This window comes from Mycobacterium sp. (assembly GCF_035499775.1).
In the GTDB taxonomy this organism is placed as follows: Bacteria; Actinomycetota; Actinomycetes; order Mycobacteriales; family Mycobacteriaceae; genus Mycobacterium.
This window is the reverse complement of sequence record NZ_DATJYB010000577.1, coordinates 1-23247: the sequence shown is the minus strand read 5'-3', so window position 1 is coordinate 23247 and position 23247 is coordinate 1. Positions and strand designations below refer to the sequence as shown.

The following is a 23247-nucleotide window of genomic DNA, read 5'->3' as shown; positions in this document are numbered from 1 at the left end:
ACGCACACGACGTCGGCCACGGGCGGGGTGCTGCCGTCTGAGAACACAGCCGCCGCAAGGCCGGTCAGCACGTCGTCGCGTGGGTTCTCGCGGCGTTCGGTGATGTAGTCGGTGAACCGGCCGTAGAGATACGCCAGTGGCGAGTGGTGCATCGCGTCGCCGCCGCTGCCGATCATGCCGGTCTTGTTGAGCAGCTCACCTTTGAAATCGTCGTGGTCGGACTCTGGAACTCCGAGCAGATCGGCGATGACGAGCATCGCAAAGGGGTTGGCGAAGGCGGCGACGAACTCACAACCGCCGCCGGCGAGCGCCTCGTCGTATTGACGGTCAGCGAGGCGCCGCATGAATTCCTCGTTCTCCCTGAGGCGTTTCGGCGTGATCATTCGTGATAGCAACGCCCTGTGATCGGTGTGGACCGGTGGATCCAGACTTGGTAGCTGATCGTTGAAGGGCAACTCGCGACGATGCTTATCGATCAGTTCGGACACATCGTCGCCCTCAAGAGGAACGGGAAAGCCTGGGAATGGTCCGGTGACAGACGTGCACGACGAAAAGCGCACATTGTCGTTGTAGACCGCGACAGCCTCCTCGTAGCCGGTAACCATGACGACGTCATGGAAAGGCTCCCTGCGCACCGGGCACCGCCTCCGCATCGCCGCCAGGTATTCATACGGGTCGTGCAGAAGCCGGTTGTCGGTGAAGAAGTCGACCACGTCAATGTCGGCGGACACGTGCGACTCGGTCACCCCGGCTCCCCGACACCGTCGGGTTCGGGCGCGCGGATCAGCCGCCCTTGGTCGTTGGTCTCGACGCCGTGGCGCGGATCGAACCCCATTTTCACCTCTTCCTCGAGTGCCTTCGCAGCCGCTGGTCCTCTCGACACCGTCGTTGGCCGGCCAGTAGTTATGCCGGCACCGCGATGGCGGTGCGCGTCACGCCTCGAGCGGCGGCGTGGTGATGAGGACCGTGCTCATTCGACAGCCGGACTCCCCGGTCTGCCAGCCGTGGTCGACCCCATTGAGCACGATTGCGTCTCCCGTGTTGAGCCGGTGCGGGCCATCGTCCAAGACCACGTCCACGCTTCCCTCGAGGACGACGTTGAAGTCGACGCTGTCGGTGTGGTGGACCGCGGTCTTCGCGTGCGCCGGAAACGTGATGAAGTTCCACCGCGCGGTGCCAGGGTCTCCCAACATCGGGAGCAGATTTCCACGCCCGCGGGGCCGCGGAGGCGGCGGGCAGGTTTCGGTCGCCGTGGCGAATTCGATCCGGATCCCGCCCGATTCGAAAGGCACGACCGCCGGCGGTCGGTTCTCGACGACGCACGAGCGGCCCTCGTGGTCAACCCCTGTGATGAGGAACTGCATGTGAGACCGCCTCTTACGTAATGGAATAGACCGCGGCGGCGTTGTCCTGGAGCAGTTTGCTCACCAACTCGTGCGGCAGCGCAGCGAGATTGTCGTTGATGGTTTCCCGCGGCCCCTTGGCCATGGTGTTGGGCGTCGGATACAGGCTCGTCGAGTGCGGGAAGTCCGTCTCGAACATGAGATTGTCGGGGTACAACTCCGCCGCGAGGCCGACGTGTGGGTCGAACCAGAACGTGGCGTAAATCTGACGCTTGAAGTACTCCGACGGCAGCAGCATGTCCGGGTGGTCCAGGTGGGTCGACAGGCTCGTCCATTGCCAGTCAAGCGAGTCGAGCAGGAACGGGATATATCCGACCCCGCTCTCCACGGAGACGAACTTCAGGGTCGGGTAGCGCTCGCAGATGCGGCCAAGGATCAGCTCCGAGATGCAGCGGGCGTTGGCGAGGAAAGCCTCCGCAGAGCCCTTCGTGAGGTCGATCGTGCTCATCCCCTGCGCCTTGGCAGCAAGGCCCTGGTCCTCGACGAAGGACTCGTTGAAGGCCGTGTGAAAGTTCACGGGCCAGCCCATCTCTTCACAGCGCTTGAGGACGGGATCCCAGTATCCGGATCGCAGCGGCGGCAGGCCGGTCCTTTCGAACTGCCAGCCGAAGTTGAGACCCTTGTGTCCGAGTTCGTGGCAACGCTCGAGCTCGGCCACGCTCTGGTCGAGGTCCCACCACGGGAGGTTCGCCAGCGCGATGAGGCGATTGGGGTCCGCCGAGCAAAAATCGCTCAAGAAGTCGTTGTACGCCTGGAAGATCTCCAGACGAATCTGCGGATCCATCGTCAGCAGCCGGGCGGTGTGGAAGGCGATGGTGTTCGGGTAGAGCACCTGGGAGTAGATGCCGTTCTGGTCCATCCACGCCAGGCGTGCGTCTGCCTGCCACGCGGCTGGCAGCGCCTCCTCGTAGCGGTAGGGCGCGTCGGGGTAGGGCGCATGCCACCCCGCTTGCGCCTGACCGCCGATGGCCGCGCCGATCCGGACGTCGCCGGCGAACCACGTGTCCTGCCCGTCGACCCGCTTGATGTGGGGGACGTCGTCGCCCCACTTCGCCGACATCCGGGAGGTCCACAGGTCTGGTGGCTCGAGCACGTGGGCATCCACGTCGTGGACCTTGAGCCCGGTGATGCGGTCTTCAGTGGTCTCAATTTCGCTGATCGTCGTCATGTCGCTCCTTTGGTGATTCGGCTATCCAGGCCCGTCCGTCCTCAGCGTCGCAAAAATGTCAGTAACTGTCAATCAGTTAAACGCGTCGATTAGCGGACCCCGAGGCGGGCAACGATGGGCGGCAGGTCGAAGATCGTGACGATCCCTGGCGTGGCCTCCACGACGTAGGGGATCGCGTTCACCGCGGGATGAGCCGTGTAGCCGGCGAGGTGCTGGGAGTAGCCTTCGTCGGTCCGCCCGTAGGTAACGCGGACCTGCATCGGCGCGTCCCCCTTGGTGGTGAACAGCCATCCCTCGCCGTCGATGCCCCAGTTCGGGTCAAGGTGCGGAGTGCAGAACCAATGCGCTCGAAAGGATATGAACGCCTTGCCATTGCGCATGCCCGCCACGGTGAGGCGCTGGGCGGCCATCGTCCCTTCCTCGATGACCCAACCGTCGGAGAGCGTGTATGGCTTGGTGGCACGGGCGATGTCGCCGCGGACCTCGAACCCGTCGAGCGGGAGCCCGATCGCATCAGCCAGCGCGGCGATCGACTGCTGGTAGCCGATGACGGCCGGCGCAAGGATTGCCGGGTCGATCGTGGTGCCCTCGACCGGAGCACCCATGCCCATCCTCTTGATCATCGCCGGTCCCACCGAGGCCGGGATGTTGGCGTACTCGTCGATGGTGAGCTCGTCGAGCCTTCGCATGGGGGTGACGAGGGTCAACGGCATCGTCGTCGTGCTGAAGCCCGGGCTGCTGCCGGTCGCGTGGATCGATGCGCCGCCCTTATGGCAGGCCTCCTCGATCCGCGCCCGGATGGCCGGGTCCATCGCGGGGCCATAGAAGAACTCGTTGCGGGTGGTGATGACGTTGATCCCGGCCGCGAGGAGTCGCGTCAGGTCGTCAAGGTCGAAGCCCTCCTGCATGTAGAGCACGCAGTCGGGTGCCAGCGCCACAACGTACTCGATGTCACGGGTGGCGGCGATTCCGAGTGGCTCGATCCCCGCCAACGCTCCCGCGTCCACACCCTCTTTGTCTTCGGAGTAGACGTAGAGACCCACCAGGTCCAGGTCGGGATGCTCGACGACGCCCCGAATGGACTTTTTTCCCATCCGGCCCGCCGACCACTGGACCACGCGGTAGGTCTTCGCAGGCTCCTGGCTGCTGGTGAGTTTTCCCTCGGGCATGTCGCTCCTCCTCTGGCGACGCCGGGGGTCGCCGCTCGCTTCGACCGAGCCAGCGGGCTCAGCCTGATGGCAATAATGACAGTAACTGACAGAACTACGGAAGTCGAGAGGCGGTGCCGCGACAGTAATCGACTACCGTCACTTAGTGACATTCCTGTCGGCGTCTGAAAGAGGTAAGCGATGGCCCTCGCGGCACCTGCGGCCGGAGCTGGGCGCAAGCGTGACCGCACCCGCCAGCGACTGCTCGAGGCAGCCAACCGTCGGTTCCAGGCGCACGGCTACGCCGCAACCACCGCTGCAGCGATCGCTGAGGAGGCGGGGGTAACCGAACGCACCTTCTTCCGCTACTTCCCCTCCAAGGCCGACGTTCTCGCCACGAATTGGCAGGCGCGGCGCGACGAGCTCAACCACGCGCTGGCCCTCTCGCAAGCATCTGAGCTGGTCGATGTCGTGGGCGAGGCCATGCACGCGTTCGCCGAGGCCGTCCGGATCGATATCGAGGCCGGTGTCGAGAGCGTCTCGCGCGTCTTTGAAGAGAGGGAAGCTGCGACCGCGGCGATGCAGGTGCTCCTGTCGGTGGAGCACGACCTCGCGGTTGAGATCGCAAAACGCGCCGGCCGCTCGTCGGAGGACTTCGAGGTGCGAACGGCGGCGTACGCGGCCGTCGGGGTGTTCCGTGCCGCACTGCGCGCTGTGCTAGCGGTCGGCATCGCCAGCTACATCACGTCCCTCGTCGACGACGGCGTGCAGCGCTTGCGGCCTCTGTTCTCCAACATCGACCGGGCATCGCAGCGCTAAAGGCCCGGCGTGCCGCGCAGCGGACGCGCGTCCCACAGACGTAACCCCACCAAAGTACCGACGTGACGGCGTTATCGGCATTTCTCGACTCGGCCGCGAAGCAGTTGCATTGACCGGTTCACGCTCGGTGCAAACGCGTTAGCCCAGCGGCGCGCTCGGGGTGAACGCCACCGGCATCTTCTCCAGGCCGGACACGAAGTTCGCCGGCCGCAGCGGCAGCTCACCGTCCGAAGCCGCCAGTCGCAAATCCGGAAGGCGCTGCAGCAGGCGCGTCTGCATGATCGACAGCTCCAAACGCGCGAGCTGGTTGCCCAGGCAGAAGTGCGTCCCGAAGCCGAACGCCAGGTGGTTGTTCGGGTAGCGCCCGATGTCGAAGCCTTCCGGGTTCTCGAACACCTTCTCGTCGAAGTTCGCCGACTCGAACAGCAGGATCATCTTTTCGCCCTGGTGCAACTGGGTGCCGTGGAACTCGGCGTCGGCGGTGATCGTGCGTGCCATGTTCTTAACCGGCGCCGTCCAGCGCAGCATCTCTTCGATCGCGTTGGGCAGCAAGCTCAAATCACCTGTCAGCCGCCGGTGTTGATCGGGGTGCAACAACAGCTGCCTCGTCCCGCCGGACAGCGTGTGGCGGGTGGTCTCGTCGCCGCCGATCAGCAGCAGCAGCACCTCGGTGACGATCTGGTGGTCCTCCAGACGCGATCCCTCGACCTCCGCGTGCACCAGAACACTCACCAGGTCGTCGGTCGGCTCCTGCTTGCGAGCCGCGATCATCCCCATCATGTATTCGCTGTAGGCGGCGAACGCGTCCATGGTGACCTGCATGTCCGCCTCGGCCGCGGTGCTGCTCAACGAACTGACCAGATCGTCGGACCATCTAAGGAACATCTCGCGTTCTTGCGGGCGCACGCCGAGCATGTCCCCGATGACCGCCATCGGCAGCGGCGCGGCGAGGTCCCACACGAAGTCGCACTCGCCGCGCTGACATACCGCGTCGATCAGCGTGTCGCAGAGCGAGGTGATCGAGGCTTCCAGATTCTTCACTCGCTTGCGGGTGAACCCATAGTTGACGAGCTTGCGGCGCAACAGATGTTGCGGATCGTCCATCTCGATCATCATCTCGACACCGGGCTGGTCGGGTCGGATGCCGCCGGCGTTGGAGAACAGCTCGGGGTTGCGCTCGGCGTCGATCACGGCCTGATACGTCGACGCGGCGGCCAGCCCGTTGCGGTCCCGGAAAACCGGTTCGTTCTCCCGCATCCAGCGGTAGACGGGCCGGTAGTCACCTGCGTAGAAGGCGCCGTCGGTCAGATCGACGTCGGGTCTGGTCTGTAGTGAGGTCACGAGATCTCCTGGGCATCGCCGAATGTCATTTGCACCTGGTCAGCAGAGCTGGACAACATCGCGCGCTTCGGCAGGCCCAGCGACGCCAATTCCTTGGCGTAGGGGTGATCGCCCAGCCAGATGCGTACTCCGCCAATTCGATTCCGCACTCCGCTCAGGGTGTGTTCGAACGGGGTCGCGCGGGTGACACCGTCGCGATGCGAGTAGCTGCGCTGCGCTTGCGTGGCCGGGGTCAGCCGAATCGGCAGACCGCGGCGAAACTCCATGCCGATGACCAGTTGCCCATCGACGCTGCAGTCGAACCCGAACTGACTGCCCTCCCGAACGGTGAAGTCCGCCATGACTTTCGGGTATCCCCAGATCTTGGTTCCCGCCTCCAACGTGAACTCCTGGTCGACGGGCAGGTGGTGGATGAAGGCACCGGCGTCCTGCAGGGCGCGGGGGCTCGCCTTTGATCCAGGCGCTGTGCCCGGGGGATTGACCATCATGCTGGTGCCGAATTCGTAGTACTCGCCCAGGTCGCCGTCGATGTACTGCATCAGCATCAGGACCACGATCGCACGCCCGGGCAGGTAGCGGCAGACCTGCAATCCGCTGTAGTCGATCAGGTTCTGGGCGGCGTCGGCGTCGACCGAGAACATCGCCATATGCTGGCGCGCCTTGCGGATCTGCACCGGCATCGTGATCACTGTGCCCGCGATGGTGTGCTGCGAAGCTGTCATCCGGCCAATCTAGAACGCGTTCTAATCCCCTGGCAAGGATCGCTAGACAAGCCCCGCCAAGTCGCGGACCTGCTCAACGCTGCGGGCGGCCACCACCATCATGGTGACGCCGGAGGCTTCCCACGCCACGATCTGCTTACGGACGTAGTCCAGGTCGCCGACGATCATGGCGTCGTCGACGAGTTCGTCCGGGATGACCTTCGCCGCCTTCTCCTTCTGCTGCGACCGGAACAGGGTCGTGACCTCGTCGACCACCTCGGAGTAGCCCATCCGGCGATAGACGTCGGCGTGGAAGTTGGTGTCCTCGGCGCCCATGCCGCCCATGTAGAGCGCCAGGAACGGCTTGATTCCCTCGAACGCCGCCGCCCGGTCCTCGGTGACGACGATCTGCGCGGTCGCACAGATCTCGAAGTCCTCACGGCTGCGCCGCGCTCCGGGCCGGGCGAACCCCTCGTCGAGCCATTCGTTGTACATGCCGGCCATCCGCGGCGAGTAGAAGATCGGCAGCCAGCCGTCGCAGATCTCGGCGGCCAGCGCGACGTTCTTCGGCCCCTCGGCGCCCAGCATGATCGGGATGTCGGCGCGCAGCGCATGGGTGATGGACTTCAGCGGCTTGCCCAGACCGGTCGTGCCAGAACCCGTCAGCGGCAGCGGATAGTGAGGGCCGTCGCTGGTCACCGGGGCCTCCCGGGCCCACACTTGGCGCACGATGTCGATGTATTCGCGGGTGCGGGCCAGCGGCTTGGGAAACGACTGGCCGTACCAGCCCTCGACCACCTGCGGGCCGGACACGCCCAGTCCAAGGATGTGCCGGCCGCCGCTGAGATGATCCAGCGTCAGCGCCGCCATCGCGCAGGCCGTCGGGGTGCGCGCGGACAGTTGGACCACCGACGTGCCCAACCGAATCCGCTGCGTCGACGAACCCCACCAGGCCAGCGGCGTGTAGGCGTCAGATCCCCACGCCTCGGCCGTGAACAGGGCGTCGAACCCGGCCTCTTCGGCGGCGGCGACGAATTCCGCGGTGTTCTCCGGTGGCTGAGCTCCCCAATACCCCAGCTGCAGTCCGAGCTTCATCGATGCCTCCTTGAAACCATTCTTAGAACCTGTTCTACTCGAAGGCGTGACAGCCAGTTCGAGCGGCCCGACCTTGATCGATCATCCTGAGCCGCCCCTCTCCGCGCCACTTACGTTGTCCTTCGACTACACCCGTTCGGTCGGTCCCACGCTAGGCAAGTTCTTCACCGCGCTGCGTAACCGGCAGGTTTTGGGAGTTCGCGGGTCGGACGGTCGGGTGCATGTGCCGCCGGCCGAATACGACCCGGTCACCTACGAGCCGCTTGGCGAGATGGTACCGGTGGCCAGTGTCGGCACCGTCGCGTCCTGGACCTGGCAGCCCGAGCCGATCGGCGGGGAACCGCTGGACCGCCCGTTCGCGTGGGCGTTGATCAAGCTGGACGGCGCCGATACCCCGCTGCTGCACGCAGTCGACGCGGGTAGTCCCGACGCGATCAGCACGGGCGCCCGGGTGCACGTGCACTGGGCCGACGACACCGTGGGAGCCATCACCGATATCGCCTATTTCGCGCTCGGCGACGAGGCAGAACCGGTCGAAAAGCCGGCCAGCGACCAGGACCCGGTCACCATGATCGTCACGCCGGTCTCGCTGACGATCCAGCACACCGCGTCGCACGAGGAGAGCGCGTACCTCCGGGCCATCGCCGAGGGCAAACTGCTGGGCGCCAAGACCGGGGAGAACGGGAAGGTCTACTTCCCGCCGCACGGCGCCGACCCGGCCACCGGCCTGGCCACCACCGACTTCGTCGAACTGCCGGACAAAGGCACGGTGACGACGTTCGCGATCATCAACATCCCGTTCCAGGGCCAGCGCATCAAACCGCCCTACGTGGCGGCCTACGTGCTGCTCGACGGCTCCGACATCCCGTTCCTGCACCTGGTCGCCGACATCGACGCGCACGAAGTCCGGATGGGCATGCGCGTCGAGGCGGTGTGGAAACCTCGCGAGGAGTGGGGATTCGGGATCGACAACATCGAATACTTCCGGCCCACCGGCGAACCGGACGCCGAATACGACACCTACAAGCACCACCTGTAAAGGGCTTAACCTGCAATGAGCGCTCGCAACGTTGCGGTGGTCGGCTTTGCCCACGCCCCGCATGTCCGCCGCACAGACGGCACCACCAACGGCGTCGAGATGTTGATGCCGTGCTTCGCCCAGCTCTACCAGGACCTGGGCATCACCAAGGCCGACATCGGCTTCTGGTGCTCTGGATCATCGGATTACCTTGCCGGAAGAGCATTTTCCTTCATCTCGGCGATCGACTCGATCGGAGCGGTCCCGCCGATCAACGAGTCGCACGTGGAGATGGACGCCGCCTGGGCGCTCTACGAGGCCTACATCAAGGTCTTGACCGGCGAGGTCGACACCGCGTTGGTGTACGGCTTCGGCAAGTCGTCCGCGGGCATTCTGCGACAGATCATGTCCCGGCAGACGGATCCGTACACCGTCGCGCCGCTGTGGCCGGACTCGGTGTCGATGGCGGGGCTGCAAGCCCGCATCGGACTGGACTCCGGCAAGTGGACGCCAGAGCAGATGGCCCAGGTCGCCCTCGACTCGTTCGCACAGGCCGACCGCAACGATTCCGAGAAACCGGCCAAGAGCATCGACGAACTGCTCGCCCGGCCGTTTTTCAACGACCCGCTGCGGCGCCACGACATCGCGCCGATCACCGACGGCGCCGCCGCAATAGTGCTGGCCGCCGACGACCGCGCCCGCGAGCTACGTGAAAACCCGGCCTGGATAACAGGAATCGAGCACCGCATCGAGACACCGGCGCTGGGTTTGCGCGACCTCACCGTGTCGACTTCCACCGCGGCGTCGGCCAAAGCGGCTACCGGCGGGAAAACCGGGGTGGAGGTGGCCGAGATTCACGCGCCATTCACCCACCAGCACCTGATCCTCGCCGAGGCCATCGGTCTCAACGGGTCGACGAAAGTGAATCCGTCCGGCGGCGCGTTGGCAGCCAACCCCATGTTCGTCGCCGGCCTTGAGCGCATCGGCTTTGCCGCACAACATATCTGGAACGGATCGGCACAACGGGTACTGGCGCACGCCACCAGCGGGCCGGCGCTGCAACAGAATCTGGTCGCGGTCATGGAAGGACAGAACTGATGGCCGGCGCAGGAGCGCATCTCGCCGCGGTACTCGGTACCGGGCAAACCAAGTATGTCGCGAAGCGCAAAGACGTTTCGATGAACGGCCTGGTCCGCGAGGCCATCGACAGAGCACTCGAGGACTCGGGCTCCACCTTCGACGACATCGACGCCGTCGTGGTCGGCAAGGCACCCGACTTCTTCGAGGGCGTGATGATGCCGGAGCTGTTCATGGCCGACGCCATGGGCGCCACCGGCAAGCCGCTGATCCGGGTGCACACCGCGGGTTCGGTCGGCGGATCCACCGGGGTGGTGGCGGCCAGTCTGGTGCAGTCCGGCAAGTACCGTCGCGTGCTGGCGATGGCCTGGGAGAAGCAGTCGGAATCGAATGCCATGTGGGCGTTGTCGATTCCGATTCCGTTCATCAAGCCCGTCGGTGCCGGCGCGGGCGGGTATTTCGCCCCGCACGTGCGGTCGTACATCCGCCGCTCCGGGGCGCCCAACCACATCGGGGCCATGGTCGCGGTCAAGGACCGGCTGAACGGGGTGCGCAACCCGCTGGCCCATCTGCACCAGCCCGATATCACCGTCGAGAAGGTGATGGAGTCCCCGATGCTGTGGGACCCCATTCGTTACGACGAGACGTGCCCGTCGTCTGACGGCGCCGCCGCCGTCGTGATCGGCAACGAAGAGATCGCCGAATCTCGGTTGGCAGCAGGACATCCGGTGGCCTGGATCCATGCCACCGCGCTGCGCACCGAACCACTGCAGTTCTCCGGACGCGACCAGGTCAGCCCGCAGGCCAGCCGGGACGCAGCGGCGGCGCTGTGGCAGGCGGCCGGTATCACCAACCCCATCGACGAGATCGATGCCGCCGAAATCTACGTGCCGTTCTCGTGGTTCGAGCCAATGTGGTTGGAGAGCCTGGGATTTGCCCCCGAGGGCGAAGGCTGGAAGCTCACCGAAGCCGGCGAGACCAAGATCGGCGGACGCATTCCGGTCAATCCGTCCGGCGGCGTGCTGTCGTCGAACCCGATCGGCGCCTCGGGCCTGATCCGCTTCGCCGAGTCGGCGATTCAGGTGATGGGCAAGGCCGGCGATCACCAGGTGCCCGGTGCGCGAAAGGCTTTGGGACATGCGTACGGCGGCGGCTCGCAGTACTACTCGATGTGGGTGGTCAGCAGCGACAAACCGGAAAAGGTGGCGGTATGACCCGCGAGGTCAAGCACCCCGCCCACGAGGCCGGCCGCCGATCCCGCGAGGCCGTCATGGCCAGGGACAAAGAAGCCTGGCTGGCGGTCTTCGCCGACGACGCCGTCGTCGAAGACCCCGGGCCATCGGCTTTCAACCCGGAAGGCAAGGGACACCGGGGCCTCGACGCGATCTCGGCATTCTGGGACCTGGCGATTGCCCCCACCGACAAGATCGAGTTCGACTTCCGGGACACCTACCAGTGCGGCAACGAGGAAGCGAACGTGGGACGCATCCTGATCACGACGGGCGAATACCAGATCACCGCGGCGGGCGTGTTCACCTACAAAGCCGATGACGACGGCAAAATGCTTGCCCTGCGGGCATATTGGGAGATGGACCGCGCGGCCGCGTCGGCGCGAAAGGTCTAAGTACGCCTCGACGGCTGAGTCGGCCAGCCGACCGCGAACAGGCTCAACAGCACCAGCGCCGTCAGCGCCCAAGTACTGCCAAGCAGGTGCTGGACGGGGGTCCACTGTCGCTCACGTTGGTCGCTGTTCGGCAAATGCGCCCACGGCGCGACGCGGGTCACTATCGCCACCACCAGCCCCGCTGCCAGGTTGCGGACCCCGCCGACCGCCGCCCAGCGCATCAGGAAGTACACCGACGTCGCCGACAACCACACCCAGTGATGGCCCCACGACACCGGCGAGCAGAGCAGCCCGATGTATGCGGCGGACAGCATTCCGGCGACCGGGTCACCACGGCGTCGGCTGACCTCGATGGCCACGATGGCCAGCCCCACCACCAGCACCGCGGCAACCACCCAGATCACCCCGCTCAGGCCGTCCAGCGCGGGGATGCGTTCGATGACGCCGCGCATCGACTGGTTTGAGGCGTAGGCCAGGCCGCCGATTCGTGCCGGGTCGAAAGCCGTGGAAGTCCAGTACCGCACGGTGTCCGAGGGTGCGACGAGCCAGCCGATCGCCGATGCCAGGACAGCGCTTGCCAGTGAGACTGCCATGGCGCGCCACTGCCGGGTCACCAGAAAATAGCCGACGAAGACCGCAGGCGTCAGCTTGACCGCAAAAGCGATGCCGACCAGCAGTCCCCTTGGCCAGGGCGTCGAGGGCAGCAACAAGTCGAGTGCGACCGCGGCGGCCAAGACCAGGTTGACCTGCCCGTAGATCATGTTGTGCTGGACCGGAATGCTGTACACGAAGACGGCGGCCGCGGCGACGATCGCGACTGCGGTTCTGACCGATATCGGTGCGGTCAGTGCTTGCCGGCTACGAAGGCGCTCCCACTTGCCCTGTGTGCCAACAGCAACGATGGCAAAGAGGGTGATCGCGGCGGCGACGTTGACCACCACCATCACGACCTTGGCAACGCCGGTTGTCAAGAGCGCCAGCGGGGCGAACACCACAGCCGCGAATGGTGGGTAGGTAAAGGACAACCCATTGGGAGCGTGGTTGACCGCAGCGAAATCGGCGGCGTACAGCGAGTGGCCGCTCAGCACCGCCTGCCCGCCGGCGCGGTATACCAGCAGGTCGATCAGTCCCTGGTAATCGCTGTGCACTGTGATCAGGCCGTCGACGAGCAAAACCCCGAACAGCGCGATCGTGATCGCCAGAGTCGCGGGAGTCAGCCAGCGACGGATGCGGACCCCGTCGGATCGCCGAGCAGGCCTTTCCTCAGCGATGCCCAATGACCCACCCCAATCGCCTCGGCGAGAGTGAATCTTACGACACGACGCGTCGGCGTCTGGTTTCAGACTTCGACGACCCGTGCGCCGCGCACGTACTCGATGCGCGTGGGCCCGTACGAGGCAACAGGCTGCGACGGGTAGGTGTGACCGTGGATCAACACCCGGGGTTGCACGCGGTCCAGCCATTTCCGTAGCGCGTCGATGCCTACGTGGGCCGGGTCTTCGTGGTCATTGATCCCCCGCGGCGGGCAGTGTGTCACCAGCACGTCCGCGTTCCGCAGCGCTCTGACCAACCAGCTGTACTGCCGCTGGGTGTAGAGAACATCCGTGGTGCCCGGCTTGTATCGAACGCAACCCTGCAGACCGGTGAACGACACGTCGCCCACGACGGCCTTCTTCAGATGCAGGTTCTTGATACCCAGATCGTTGAGATAGCGGCCATCGCAATGGTTTCCGTACACGCCGAGAGCCGGAACCGACAAGCGGTCGATTCCCGCGAGATCGAAACGGGTGAGATCACCGACGGTGACCACCGCATCGATATCGTGTGCCGCGACATACTCGGCGATGCCCATCCCCAATTGCGGTGGGGTGTCGGCGATTACCAGTAGCCGCATCGGCTGTCTCCTCGTCGGGTCAGAGCCGATCCATCTCGCGTGACATCAGCGAGTTTTCCAGGAACCCGTATCGCCGCGGCGCATAACGTCGCTCGCGACCAGACGCCTCCGACGAGAGCGCGAACATGCTGCGCACGGCGGCGACAATACGCGCGCCTCGCGACTGCTGCCGAGTCGACGGTGACAGCGCCACCGCGGTGCTGAACACGACCTCTTGCTCGGTGATCAGTGTGGTGGGCCGCGTTTCGATGGCGTCGAGCGCCACAGTGTCGGCATTAACCGGCGGTGTCGTCGTCACGTCGGTCGTCGTCGTCAAATTGGGCATGGGGGATCTACCTCGTTTCGTGTTCGGCTGTGTTGCTGAACCTTTCGGTCAGGCAACCTTCCGAGGCGGACCTTGGCGGAACCTTGGCGGATCCTTGGCGAATTCTTGGACCCGCCTAATAGCCACTCGCCGAAGCTAAACGGGTTCCAGCCCCGCGAGATGCCGCATGGCCAATTCGCGGTAGGCCTGCGGGTTGAGGTTGACCCACATTTCGGCGCCGGTCCCGGCGATCGGGCCCTTCACCTGGGCCGGCGCTCCCACCGCCAGCACTCCGGCCGGAATCTGGGTGCCGGCCACCACCAGGGAATGGGCCGCGATCAGGCTGCGGGCGCCGATCACCGCGCCGTCGAGCACGGTGGCGTGGTTGGCGATGAGCGCCTCGGCGCCGACATGGACCCCGTGGATGCAGCACAAATGTGCCACCGTCGCCCCCGGACCGATGTCGACCGGGATGCCGGGCGGCGCGTGCAGGACCGATCCGTCCTGCACATTGGCGCCCTCGCGCACCACGATAGGCCCGTAATCGCCGCGGAGCACGGCGTTGAACCACACCGACGCCCCCGCCTCGACGACGACGTCGCCGATCAGGGTCGCGGTCGGGGCCACAAAGGCGGTCGGATCGATCCGTGGCGCCCGACCCTCGAAAGCAAACAGCGGCATCGTCTAGATATACGCCCAGCGTGCATATGCCGTGCCCAGACTCGCCGTCGTTGCACATGCGAGACCAAAAACTGTAACGTGTTCTAGTTAGAGGCTAGTCAATGGAGGTGACCAGGTGAGTACCGACACAAGTACCGTCGGCATCCGGGAGATCGATCCCGGCGCCTTGCCGACCAGGTACGCCCGCGGGTGGCATTGCCTGGGCGTCGCGAAGGACTACCTGGACGGCAAACCGCACTCGGTCCAGGCGTTCGGCACCAAGCTGGTGGTTTTCGCCGATTCGCACGGAGACATCAAAGTTCTCGACGGCTACTGCCGGCACATGGGCGGCGACCTGTCCGAAGGCACGATCAAGGGCGACGAGGTCGCCTGCCCGTTCCACGACTGGCGCTGGGGCGGCGACGGCCGCTGCAAGTTGGTCCCGTACGCCAAGCGCACCCCCAAGACCGCGCGCACCCGCTCGTGGGCGACGGACGTGCGCAGCGGCCTGCTGTTCGTCTGGCACGACCACGAAGGCAACCCGCCGGACCCCGCGGTGCAGATTCCCGAGCTGGCTGAAGCCGCCAGCGATGAGTGGACCGAATGGCGGTGGAACAGCATCCTCATCGAGGGTTCCAACTGCCGCGACATCATCGACAACGTCACCGACATGGCGCACTTCTTCTACATCCATTTCGGGTTGCCGACGTACTTCAAGAACGTCTTTGAGGGACACATCGCCACGCAGTACCTGCACAACGTGGGCCGGCCCGACGTGGATGATCTGGGAACCTCCTACGGTGAGGCGCACCTGGATTCGGAGGCGTCCTACTTCGGGCCGTCGTTCATGATCAACTGGCTGCACAACAAGTACGGCGAATACAAGGCCGAGTCGATCCTGATCAACTGCCACTACCCGGTGACCCAGAACTCGTTCGTGTTGCAGTGGGGCGTCATCGTCGAAAAGCCCAGAGGCATGGACGAGAAGATGACCGACAAGCTGTCCAGGGTGTTCACCGACGGCGTCAGCAAGGGCTTCTTGCAGGACGTGGAGATCTGGCAGCACAAGACCCGGATCGACAACCCGCTGCTGGTCGAAGAGGACGGCGCCGTCTATCAACTGCGCCGTTGGTATCAGCAGTTTTATGTTGATGTGGCCGACGTCGCTCCGGAAATGGTGGAGCGCTTCGAGATCGAGGTCGACACCACCCGCGCCAACGAGTACTGGAACGTTGAGGTGGCCGAGAACCTCAAGGCCAAGGAAGTGTCCGACGATGTTCCCGTGGAGCAGCACTGACCGACATGTCCGACGATAAGCCGGCGGTTCCCGACGTCGACCGGCTGGTCCGGTCGATGTTGTTGCTGCGCGGTGATCATCACGATCACGACGAAGCGCCCGCCGAGAACGGCGGCTCCGGATCCTGGTCCAAATCAAGGGATTTCGCCGACGATCCCCAGCGTGCCGCTGCGGTCGAAGAGGCTTCCCGCGCGGATCGCGAGCGCTATCTCACGTCGGGACTGCAGCCGGTGGATTGCCGGTTCTGCCACGTCACCGTCACCGTCAAGAGGCTGGGACCGGGCCACACTGCGGTGCAATGGAATAGCGAAGCATCACAACGTTGCGCGCACTTCGCCGAAGTGCGCGCCTCCGGCGGAGATACCGCGCGAACCAAAGCGTGTCCGAGGCTTAGCGACAGCATTGAGCACGCGGTGGCGGAAGGATACCTGGAGCGCCAGGACGACTGATAGCGCGCGGCCGCGTGACTGCACCGGCGGCATCGAGACTGCGGTGAGAGCGTACGAAGTCGCCTTGGGATAGCCCTCGATGCAGGCTCGAGGCGCACTCTTACAGCCCGGCGAACCGCTCCTTGACCGTTTCGACGGAAAGGCCGTAGTCGGCCAGTGAATACGTGTGCTTCGGCGCCCGCTCCCCGGTCTGGCTCTGGGCGTGGATGTCCGCCATGGCTTTACGCGCTTCGTCGGTCAGCGTCAGGCCGAAACGCTGATAGATGTCGGCCACCGTGCCCATCGGGTCGGAGATCAGATCGCGGTAGTCGACGTCACAGAACTGGGCCGGATCATATTTGGCGCGTGCGGTATTGAATCGCTCCAAGCCTCTCGACCAGGTATCCATTGCGTCAGCACCGATCTGGGCACCGACGAACGTCGTGGACCAGCCGTCGGCGGTATGCTGCGCCAGCGAACACATCGACGCCATGATCGTCTCGACCGGCCGGTGGGTCTGTATCACCAGCGCGTCCGGATAGGTCGCCATCAACGCATCCAGTGCGAAAAGATGGCTGGGATTCTTGAGCACCCAACGCTTTTCGGCGTCGTTTAACCCGATCAACTGAAGGTTCTTGCGGTGCCGCCGGTATGACGGAGTCCAGTCCTGCCCGGACAGCCACTCCGCATAGCCGGGTAGGTGGGCGAGCGTCTCGTAAGACACCGAATGCAGCGACTGCCGCAGCAGCTGCCAACATTCCTCCAACTCGTAGGCGGCCATGAAATGCAGGCCGGTGTATCCGGGGTTCTCCGCGTGATGCTGGGTGAATTGCGCGTCGAGCTGGCGGTACAACGGGTTGGATTCCCAGGTGTCCCGCGGCGGGCGCGGCTGCGGAAACTCGGCCAGCCACATGTGCAGGCCCTGGTGTGCCGGGTCGGCGCCCAGCAGCCGGTGCAGCGCCGTGGTACCGGTGCGCACCAGGCCGGTCACGAAGATCGGCCGTTCGACAGGCACGTCGGCATATTGCGGGTATTGCTTCCAAGCGGATTCGGACAGCAGCCTGGCCACCAGCGCGCCGCGCAGGAAGAAGCGGTTCATCTTGCTGCCCAACGCCGTAAGTCCGGCTTCCCGCCGGTACGAGTCCAGCAGCACCTGCAGCGCTTCGCGGTAGTTGTCGTCGTCGGTGCCGAAATCGTCGAGCCCGGTCAGCTTGGCGGCCGATGCGTGCAGTTCGTCGACGGTGCCGACATCGGTGCGACCCGCCATCAGGTTCCGCTCGGTCATCAGCTGTGGTACTCCCCGCAGTTGACGTCCAGCGTCTGCCCGGTGATCCCGCTGGACAGGTCGCTGGCCATGAACAGAATCGCCGACGCCACCTCGTCCTCGGTCGGCAGCCGCTTGAGGTCGGAATTGGCCGCGGTGGCCTGGTAGATCTGCTCGGCCGTGGTGCCGTACTTGCCGGCCTGATGGTTGAAGTAGCTCTGCAACGTCTCACCCCAGATATAGCCGGGTGCAACGGAATTGACGCGAATACCTTTCTCACCGAGCTCGGTGGCCAGCGACTGCGACATGGCCATCAGCGCCGACTTGGCCATCTTGTAGGCGCCGTATTTCGCCTGCGAGTGCCGCAGCACCATGGAGTTGACGTTGACCACCGAGCCGTGCGCCTCGGCCAACGCCGGGGTAAAGCCCTGGATGAGCCGCAGTGCCCCGAGCGCGCTGAGCTCGATCGCGTCACGGATGTGCTGAAAACTGGTGCCGGCCAACGGCTTCATCGACGGCACCCGGAACGCGTTGTTGATCAGCACGTCAACCTTGCCGTAGGCCTCCAGCGTGGCGTCGACGAGGTTGTTCACCTGGTCGTCGTCGGTGATGTCGGTGGGCACCGCCACCGCCCGGCGCCCAATGTCGGTGATCTGCTTGGCGACGTCGTCGAGGCGGTCCGCACTGCGCGCCGCCAGCACCAAGTCGGCACCGTCGCGGGCGCACCGCTGCGCCAACGTGGTCCCGAGCCCGGGACCGACGCCGCTGATCACGACTACTTTGCGCTTGAGCATCTCTGTCACCGCCGCTTCCTTTCAACCCAGCATCCGGGCTGCAATTTGTTGCTGGCGCAACGCGATTCGCGCACGCCAGTCTTCCTCGGAAATCTTGTTGTGCGCCAAATACGGCAGCGCGGCCGGTATCGCGTCGAAGTCGACCAGCTCGACAGTGGGCCCGTCGGCCTCGGTGAGCTCACGCGACACCCGCTGCCAACGGAACTGCAGGAAGCCGCGCCGATGGCCCAGCGTCTCGACCCAGTTGGTCACGCCCGGATTCTGATCGGCAACGACGATGCGGACCTTGCCGTCTGGATCCGCTTGGGCCTGAGTGTTGTTCAGCGAAGTCTGGTGATTGATGTAGTCCAGCGAGATGTACCACATGCTGCCCAGCTGGAAGCCCAGGTAGGGCGCGTCGCTCACCGGCACCGTGATCACCAGCGCCTGATCGGGCCGCAGCTCGAAATGCCCGACCGACGAGTACTGGGTCGCCAGGCCGCCGGGAGTCAGCCGCGGCGCGACCATGGTGTTGACCGGGATCTTGAGATAGAACCACTGCGGGAACTGCAGCCAGGTCTTCACCCGGTTCACGAGCTGCTTTCCCGCCGTGGCATAACGCTTTTCGATGGTCGCGCGGGTCAGCGGCGGCGGCGCGGTGCCCGCGGTGTCCAGCCGGGAAATCGCCAGCGTGCCGCGTTGCGCGGACCAGTCGCCGTACACCTCGCGCATGACCAGTTGCCCGGGACTGGTGGGACGCACCTGCCACTGGAAGCTGCCGTCCGGAGCGATGTCGAGTTCCCGGTCGTCGAAGGCGGCCTGGCTGGCCGGCACGTTGTCGTCGGTGTACTCGCCGCCGAGCAACTGGAAACTCAGGTCGGTGGTGGTGCCGCGCCTTCCGGTGACCACATAGTCGCGGTCGGCGTGCACCCGGGTCCCGAAGTAGAGGGTGTCGGGGTTGTCCAGGCCCATCTTGGTGAAGGGCCCGGTGCCCGACTGCAGGAACGGGTGGTCACGCTCGTAGTCGAACGCCAGGTGTATGCAGCCCGAGACGCAGCCCGCCAGATACTGTAGCCCTTCGAGTAGGTCGGCTTCGGTCTCGATGTGGGGTGCGGCGGCCACCAACTTCTCGGCCTCGGCGATCGCCTCGGTGAGCGGGCCGGAAAAGGATCCAGAGGACACGCCTAGACGCTAGAACGTGTTCTACTTTTGAGTCAACCGCGAACATTCCCGCGCGTCGGCTGCCGCGTTCAGAGACGAGGCCGGCTCACTACTTTGTGCATTGCTGGGACAGGGCGATCAGACCCTGCCGCACATCCGGATGCCGATTCAGATAGTCGGTGAGGTTGCTGCCGCTGCCCTCCGCCTGAGACCTGGCGGTCAGCTGCGCCTTAACGTCGGGATGCTTCTTGAGGTACCCGTCGATGGATTGACCCACGGTCTTGTTGCACTGCGGGTCAGCGTTGGCCGCTGGCATCGCGATCAACATCGGCGCGGTGACGCTCAACAGGCCACCGGCAAGCAGGCCGCAGAGTTTGCGGCGAAGAGGGCTGGATGACTCGCTCATGCGATCGAGAGTACGCGCTAAAACCGTGCCCGGATCTTCGCTGAGCCAGCACTTAAGTAACTCTAATCTGCCGCCGCGGTTCAGCGGCTACGCGCGCTCCGTCAGGGCTGCAGGTGTCTCGCGCGGGGGTCCGTCAGCACCGCCGCGCGGGCGCCGAACCGCGAGCATGATCCCCGCGGCGGTCAGCGCGAGTCCCGCGATCAGCCCTCCCCAGCCCTGGCCCAACACCGGTACGGCCATACCAAAATCTTTGAAGTGCAACCCGATGGCCGCCGCGCTAGTGGCGACGCCAGGCAGAATCAGCCACAGCGCGTTACGCTTCGACGGCGACAGGCCGCGCCAGCACCCGACAAGCAGCAGCACCGCGCCCACCAGCGCGACGACGAGCATCTCCGTCTCCTTGTGCCGCGGCGGCACCCCACTGTGGATCGCCAATTCAAGCGTGAACAGGCCGAACACCAGCAGGCCTGCGCCCGTCAGCGCAAGGCGACCGGCGAAGCTGCGCCGAGTACGTATCATCGCCGCAGCCGCCAGCATCAGCACGACCCCGACCGCGATGATTAGGCCGAATGCCACCTTGGAAAGGTTGTACAGCGACGTGTTGATGTGCAACCACAACGGTTGGTAGACGGTGTAGTACTTCCAATAACCGTAGTAATAGCTGTAATACCCGCTGTGCCTCCGCCAGGTGATCAGGGCAGCGCAGATCAGGGCGACAAGCAGGATCAGGCCGACCCGGGCCACGACGCGCCAGATCGCGTCTGCCCCGCCGCGCGTTCCCGACGGTACGGGTTGCGGTCGTGGGGCCAGCTGTGTTGGGTCTTGGACCGGGTCCGCGGCGACGAATCGCGGTGGTGGCGCGACGGGCGGTGTCTGCCGCTGGGTCCGCGCTTCGTCGATCGCGGTCGGCGCCGGCCGCTTTGTGTCAGGCGGCAGAGGCGGCGCGGTCGGCGGGCCGAGCAGGGCAGCCTGTGCCGCCGCGGCGAACTCCCCGCAGCTGGGGTAGCGATGGTCACGCTCCTTGGCCATCGCCCGCTCGACGACGCCGTCCAACGCGTGTGGCAGCCACGGCCGCAGCCCGCTGAGCTTGGGGATCGGCGCCTTCACATGCCCCGCCCACAGCTGCGGCAGGGTGGTGCCCTGGTACGGCAGCTCCCCGGTGAGCAGGTGAAACAGCGTGCAGCCCAACGAGTACACGTCGGCGCGGGCATCCAGTTCGACGTTGTCGAACTGTTCGGGTGAGGCGTATTGCAGACTCGCCACCAGCATCCCGGTCGAAGTCAGCTGCGCCGTTTCGGCGAGGGCCTTGGCGATGCCGAAATCGGCGAGCAGCACCCGCCCCGTCCGGCCCGGGCCAGAGCGCTCCAACAAGATGTTGGCCGGCTTGACATCGCGGTGCAACACCCCGGCGGCATGGGCGTAGTCGAGCGCCTTGGCGGTCTCGGCGACGATGTGCAGGGCGCGGGCGGGTTCGAGCGGACCGTCCTCGACGGCGGCGGCGGCATCGGTGGTGTCGATGAACTGCATCGCTATCCACAGCTGATCGTCCTCGCGGCCGCGCCGATACACGGTGACGATGTTGGGGTGCTCAAGGCGCGCGGCGTGCGCGGCCTCCAACTCGAAGCGCGACCGGATGTAGTCATTGGCGGTCAGGTCGCGATGCAGCAACTTCAGCGCGACACTGCGGGGCAGGTCGGGATCTCGAGCTCGGTACACCGTGCCCATGCCGCCCTCGCCGAGCATGGACTCGATGGTGTAGCCCGCGAAAACGTCACCCGCGTTCAAGGTGATCCGCGCCGCCATCGCGCCCGCCTCCCTCAGCAGCCGACGCGAAAGATGGTACCGAGACGGCTAGGCCGGCGCTCCTTGTTCGCGTTTGATTTCCAACGCGATGTCGATGAGCTGGTCTTCCTGACCGCCGATGAGCTTGCGCTGGCCCGCTCGGTGCAACAGCTCGTGGGCGGGGACTCCGTAGCGCTCGCCCTGGCGGACGGCGTGCTTGAGGAAGCTGGAGTAGACCCCGGAGTACCCCATGATCAGTGCGTTGCGGTCGAGCAGGCATTCGGCCGGCATTGCCGGGCGCACCACGTCCTCGGCGGCGTCGGCGATGTCGAAGAAGTCGATGCCGGTCTTGACGCCGATCTTGTCGAACACCCCGATCAACGCCTCGACGGGCGCGTTGCCCGCACCCGCGCCGAACCGGCGCACGCTGCCGTCGATCTGCTTGGCACCCGCGCGCACGGCCTCAACGGAGTTGGCGACCCCGAGCCCCAGGTTTTCGTGCCCGTGGAAACCCACCTGGGCGTCCTCACCGAGTTCGGCGACGAGCGCGGAAACCCGGTCGGCCACACCGTCGAGTACCAAGGCGCCGGCCGAGTCGACGACGTAGACGCACTGGCATCCGGCGTCGGCCATGATGCGGGCCTGGGCGGCCAGCTTCTCCGGCGGAATGGTGTGGGCCATCATCAAGAACCCGACCGTCTCCAGGCCCAGCTCGCGGGCCAGCCCGAAGTGCTGGATCGACACGTCGGCCTCGGTGCAGTGGGTGGCGATCCGGCAGATCGACCCGCCGTTGTTCTGTGCCTCCTTGATGTCCTCCTTCGTGCCCACCCCGGGCAGCATCAAGAAGGCGATCTTGGCTTCTTTGGCGGTGTCGGCTGCGAGCTTGATCAGCTCCTGCTCAGGGGTTTTGGAGAACCCGTAGTTGAAGCTCGAGCCGCCGAGCCCGTCGCCGTGCGTCACCTCGATCACCGGCACCCCCGCGGCGTCCAGCGCAGCGACGATGGCGCTGACTTCGTCCTTGGTGAACTGGTGCCGCTTGTGGTGCGACCCGTCCCGCAGCGATGTGTCGGTCATCCGCACGTCCCAGATCGGGTTGAAGAAAATATCGGTACTCATGCCTGCGCTCCCTTCACGGCCAGCGCCTCCTTGGCGATCTCTTCGCCGACTTTGGTGGCCGCGGCGGTCATGATGTCGAGGTTGCCCGCGTAGGGCGGCAGGTAATCGCCGGCGCCCTCGACCTCGACGAACGTGGTGACCACCGCCTGGCCGCCCGAGTTCATCGACGGCTCGTCGAATTGCGGCTCGTTGAGTAGCCGGTAACCCGGCACATACGTCTGCACCTCGGCCACCACCTCGTGGATGGAGGCGGCGATCGCGTCGCGGTCGGCGTCCTCGGGGATGGCGCAGAAGATGGTGTCGCGCATGATCATCGGCGGGTCGGCCGGGTTCAAGATGATGATCGCCTTGCCGCGCTTGGCACCGCCAATGGTCTCCACACCGCGTGACGTCGTCTTGGTGAACTCGTCGATGTTTGCCCGGGTGCCCGGCCCCGCCGAAGCTGAGGCCACGGATGCGACGATCTCGGCGTACGGGACCTCGACGACCCTGGACACCGCGTACACGATCGGGATCGTCGCCTGTCCCCCGCAGGTGATCATGTTGACGTTCGGGGCGTCGAGGTGTGCGCGCAGGTTCGCCGGCGGGATCACCGCAGGGCCCACCGCGGCCGGCGTCAGGTCGATCGCCCGGATCCCGGCGGCCTCGTATTTGGGCGCGGCGTCGCGGTGCACGTAGGCGCTGGTGGCCTCGAAGACCAGATCGGGTTTCTCGTCCTGAGCGAGCAACCAGTCCACGCCCTCGTGGGAGGTCTCCAGCCCGAGCTTG

General features: G+C 65.4%; 25 protein-coding genes. 7 read left to right on the top strand and 18 right to left on the bottom strand.

What is annotated here, in order from left to right; genetic code table 11:
* From VML93_RS35040 to VML93_RS35025, 4 genes are all read right to left on the bottom strand, one after another.
* Positions 1 to 746: cytochrome P450 (locus VML93_RS35040; protein ID WP_414686529.1), on the bottom strand; the 746-nt coding region annotated here is incomplete at its 3' end.
* Between the two features lie 186 nt (positions 747 to 932).
* Positions 933 to 1364, bottom strand: a complete 432-nt coding sequence (locus VML93_RS35035; protein WP_325617897.1) for a cupin domain-containing protein — start codon at positions 1362 to 1364, stop codon at positions 933 to 935.
* Between the two features lie 13 nt (positions 1365 to 1377).
* On the bottom strand, positions 1378 to 2571 hold the full coding sequence (locus tag VML93_RS35030; protein ID WP_325617895.1) for an amidohydrolase family protein: 1194 nt from the start codon (positions 2569 to 2571) through the stop codon (positions 1378 to 1380).
* A gap of 89 nt (positions 2572 to 2660) precedes the next feature.
* A complete protein-coding gene (locus VML93_RS35025; protein WP_325617893.1) occupies positions 2661 to 3740 on the bottom strand; it encodes a dihydrodipicolinate reductase in 1080 nt (359 codons plus the stop codon).
* 180 nt (positions 3741 to 3920) lie between these two features.
* Here VML93_RS35025 and VML93_RS35020 point away from each other — a divergent pair, with 180 nt between their 5' ends.
* The gene (locus tag VML93_RS35020; RefSeq protein WP_325617891.1) at positions 3921 to 4538 is read left to right on the top strand and encodes a TetR family transcriptional regulator; all 618 of its coding nucleotides are present in this window, start codon (positions 3921 to 3923) and stop codon (positions 4536 to 4538) included.
* Positions 4539 to 4676: 138 nt separating this feature from the next.
* On the opposite strand, the gene VML93_RS35015 is transcribed toward VML93_RS35020, so the two are convergent.
* Genes VML93_RS35015 through VML93_RS35005 form a run of 3 tightly spaced genes read right to left on the bottom strand, consistent with a single transcriptional unit; the run spans position 4677 to position 7675 of the window.
* Positions 4677 to 5879, bottom strand: coding sequence for a cytochrome P450 (locus VML93_RS35015; protein WP_325617889.1), 1203 nt, complete (start codon positions 5877 to 5879; stop codon positions 4677 to 4679).
* Positions 5876 to 6601, bottom strand: coding sequence for an acetoacetate decarboxylase family protein (locus VML93_RS35010; RefSeq protein WP_325617887.1), 726 nt, complete (start codon positions 6599 to 6601; stop codon positions 5876 to 5878). The genes VML93_RS35015 and VML93_RS35010 overlap by 4 nt, the downstream gene beginning before the upstream one ends.
* Positions 6602 to 6643: 42 nt before the next feature.
* Positions 6644 to 7675 (bottom strand): LLM class F420-dependent oxidoreductase, encoded by a 1032-nt coding sequence (locus VML93_RS35005; RefSeq protein WP_325617885.1) that lies wholly within the window; start codon positions 7673 to 7675, stop codon positions 6644 to 6646.
* Between the two features lie 46 nt (positions 7676 to 7721).
* Between VML93_RS35005 and VML93_RS35000 the strand changes: the two genes are divergently transcribed.
* From VML93_RS35000 to VML93_RS34985, 4 genes are read left to right on the top strand one after another with little or no spacing between them, the layout of a single operon-like run.
* Positions 7722 to 8714 (top strand): Zn-ribbon domain-containing OB-fold protein, encoded by a 993-nt coding sequence (locus tag VML93_RS35000; RefSeq protein ID WP_325617883.1) that lies wholly within the window; start codon positions 7722 to 7724, stop codon positions 8712 to 8714.
* 15 nt (positions 8715 to 8729) lie between these two features.
* Positions 8730 to 9791, top strand: coding sequence for a thiolase domain-containing protein (locus VML93_RS34995; protein WP_325617881.1), 1062 nt, complete (start codon positions 8730 to 8732; stop codon positions 9789 to 9791).
* Positions 9791 to 10984, top strand: a complete 1194-nt coding sequence (locus tag VML93_RS34990) for a thiolase domain-containing protein (RefSeq protein WP_325617879.1) — start codon at positions 9791 to 9793, stop codon at positions 10982 to 10984. Before VML93_RS34995 ends, VML93_RS34990 begins: the two co-directional genes overlap by 1 nt.
* Entirely contained in the window at positions 10981 to 11394 is a 414-nt protein-coding gene (locus tag VML93_RS34985) for a nuclear transport factor 2 family protein (protein ID WP_325617877.1), read from the top strand. The genes VML93_RS34990 and VML93_RS34985 overlap by 4 nt, the downstream gene beginning before the upstream one ends.
* Here VML93_RS34985 and VML93_RS34980 read toward each other — a convergent pair.
* The 4 genes from VML93_RS34980 to VML93_RS34965 form a co-directional block, all read right to left on the bottom strand.
* Positions 11391 to 12671 carry a glycosyltransferase 87 family protein gene (locus VML93_RS34980; protein WP_325617875.1) on the bottom strand — a complete coding sequence of 427 codons (1281 nt, stop codon included), beginning with the start codon at positions 12669 to 12671 and terminating at the stop codon, positions 11391 to 11393. The two genes, VML93_RS34985 and VML93_RS34980, sit on opposite strands and share 4 nt — an antisense overlap.
* A 62-nt stretch (positions 12672 to 12733) precedes the next feature.
* The gene (locus VML93_RS34975; protein WP_325617873.1) at positions 12734 to 13288 is read right to left on the bottom strand and encodes a metallophosphoesterase family protein; all 555 of its coding nucleotides are present in this window, start codon (positions 13286 to 13288) and stop codon (positions 12734 to 12736) included.
* A 19-nt stretch (positions 13289 to 13307) separates the two neighbouring features.
* Positions 13308 to 13613 carry a hypothetical protein gene (locus VML93_RS34970; protein ID WP_325617871.1) on the bottom strand — a complete coding sequence of 102 codons (306 nt, stop codon included), beginning with the start codon at positions 13611 to 13613 and terminating at the stop codon, positions 13308 to 13310.
* A gap of 135 nt (positions 13614 to 13748) precedes the next feature.
* On the bottom strand, positions 13749 to 14273 hold the full coding sequence (locus VML93_RS34965) for a gamma carbonic anhydrase family protein (protein ID WP_325617869.1): 525 nt from the start codon (positions 14271 to 14273) through the stop codon (positions 13749 to 13751).
* A gap of 115 nt (positions 14274 to 14388) precedes the next feature.
* Between VML93_RS34965 and VML93_RS34960 the strand changes: the two genes are divergently transcribed.
* Together VML93_RS34960 and VML93_RS34955 are read left to right on the top strand one after the other, a co-directional pair.
* Positions 14389 to 15549 carry a Rieske 2Fe-2S domain-containing protein gene (locus tag VML93_RS34960; RefSeq protein ID WP_325617867.1) on the top strand — a complete coding sequence of 387 codons (1161 nt, stop codon included), beginning with the start codon at positions 14389 to 14391 and terminating at the stop codon, positions 15547 to 15549.
* Between the two features lie 5 nt (positions 15550 to 15554).
* Entirely contained in the window at positions 15555 to 15998 is a 444-nt protein-coding gene (locus VML93_RS34955) for a hypothetical protein (protein WP_325617865.1), read from the top strand.
* A 100-nt stretch (positions 15999 to 16098) separates the two neighbouring features.
* Here VML93_RS34955 and VML93_RS34950 read toward each other — a convergent pair whose 3' ends face one another.
* From VML93_RS34950 to VML93_RS34920, 7 genes are all read right to left on the bottom strand, one after another.
* A complete protein-coding gene (locus VML93_RS34950; RefSeq protein WP_325617899.1) occupies positions 16099 to 17244 on the bottom strand; it encodes a sulfotransferase in 1146 nt (381 codons plus the stop codon).
* A gap of 17 nt (positions 17245 to 17261) precedes the next feature.
* Positions 17262 to 18044 (bottom strand): SDR family oxidoreductase, encoded by a 783-nt coding sequence (locus VML93_RS34945; protein WP_325617863.1) that lies wholly within the window; start codon positions 18042 to 18044, stop codon positions 17262 to 17264.
* Positions 18045 to 18056: 12 nt separating this feature from the next.
* Positions 18057 to 19196, bottom strand: a complete 1140-nt coding sequence (locus VML93_RS34940) for a hypothetical protein (protein WP_325617861.1) — start codon at positions 19194 to 19196, stop codon at positions 18057 to 18059.
* Positions 19197 to 19284: 88 nt separating this feature from the next.
* A complete protein-coding gene (locus VML93_RS34935) occupies positions 19285 to 19581 on the bottom strand; it encodes a hypothetical protein (protein WP_325617859.1) in 297 nt (98 codons plus the stop codon).
* A gap of 87 nt (positions 19582 to 19668) precedes the next feature.
* A complete protein-coding gene (locus VML93_RS34930) occupies positions 19669 to 21384 on the bottom strand; it encodes a serine/threonine-protein kinase (RefSeq protein ID WP_325617857.1) in 1716 nt (571 codons plus the stop codon).
* 48 nt (positions 21385 to 21432) lie between these two features.
* Positions 21433 to 22479 (bottom strand): 4-hydroxy-2-oxovalerate aldolase, encoded by a 1047-nt coding sequence (gene dmpG, locus VML93_RS34925; protein WP_325617855.1) that lies wholly within the window; start codon positions 22477 to 22479, stop codon positions 21433 to 21435.
* A partial coding sequence (locus VML93_RS34920; RefSeq protein WP_325617853.1) for an acetaldehyde dehydrogenase (acetylating) occupies positions 22476 to 23247 on the bottom strand: 772 nt, incomplete at its 5' end. The genes dmpG and VML93_RS34920, both read right to left, overlap by 4 nt.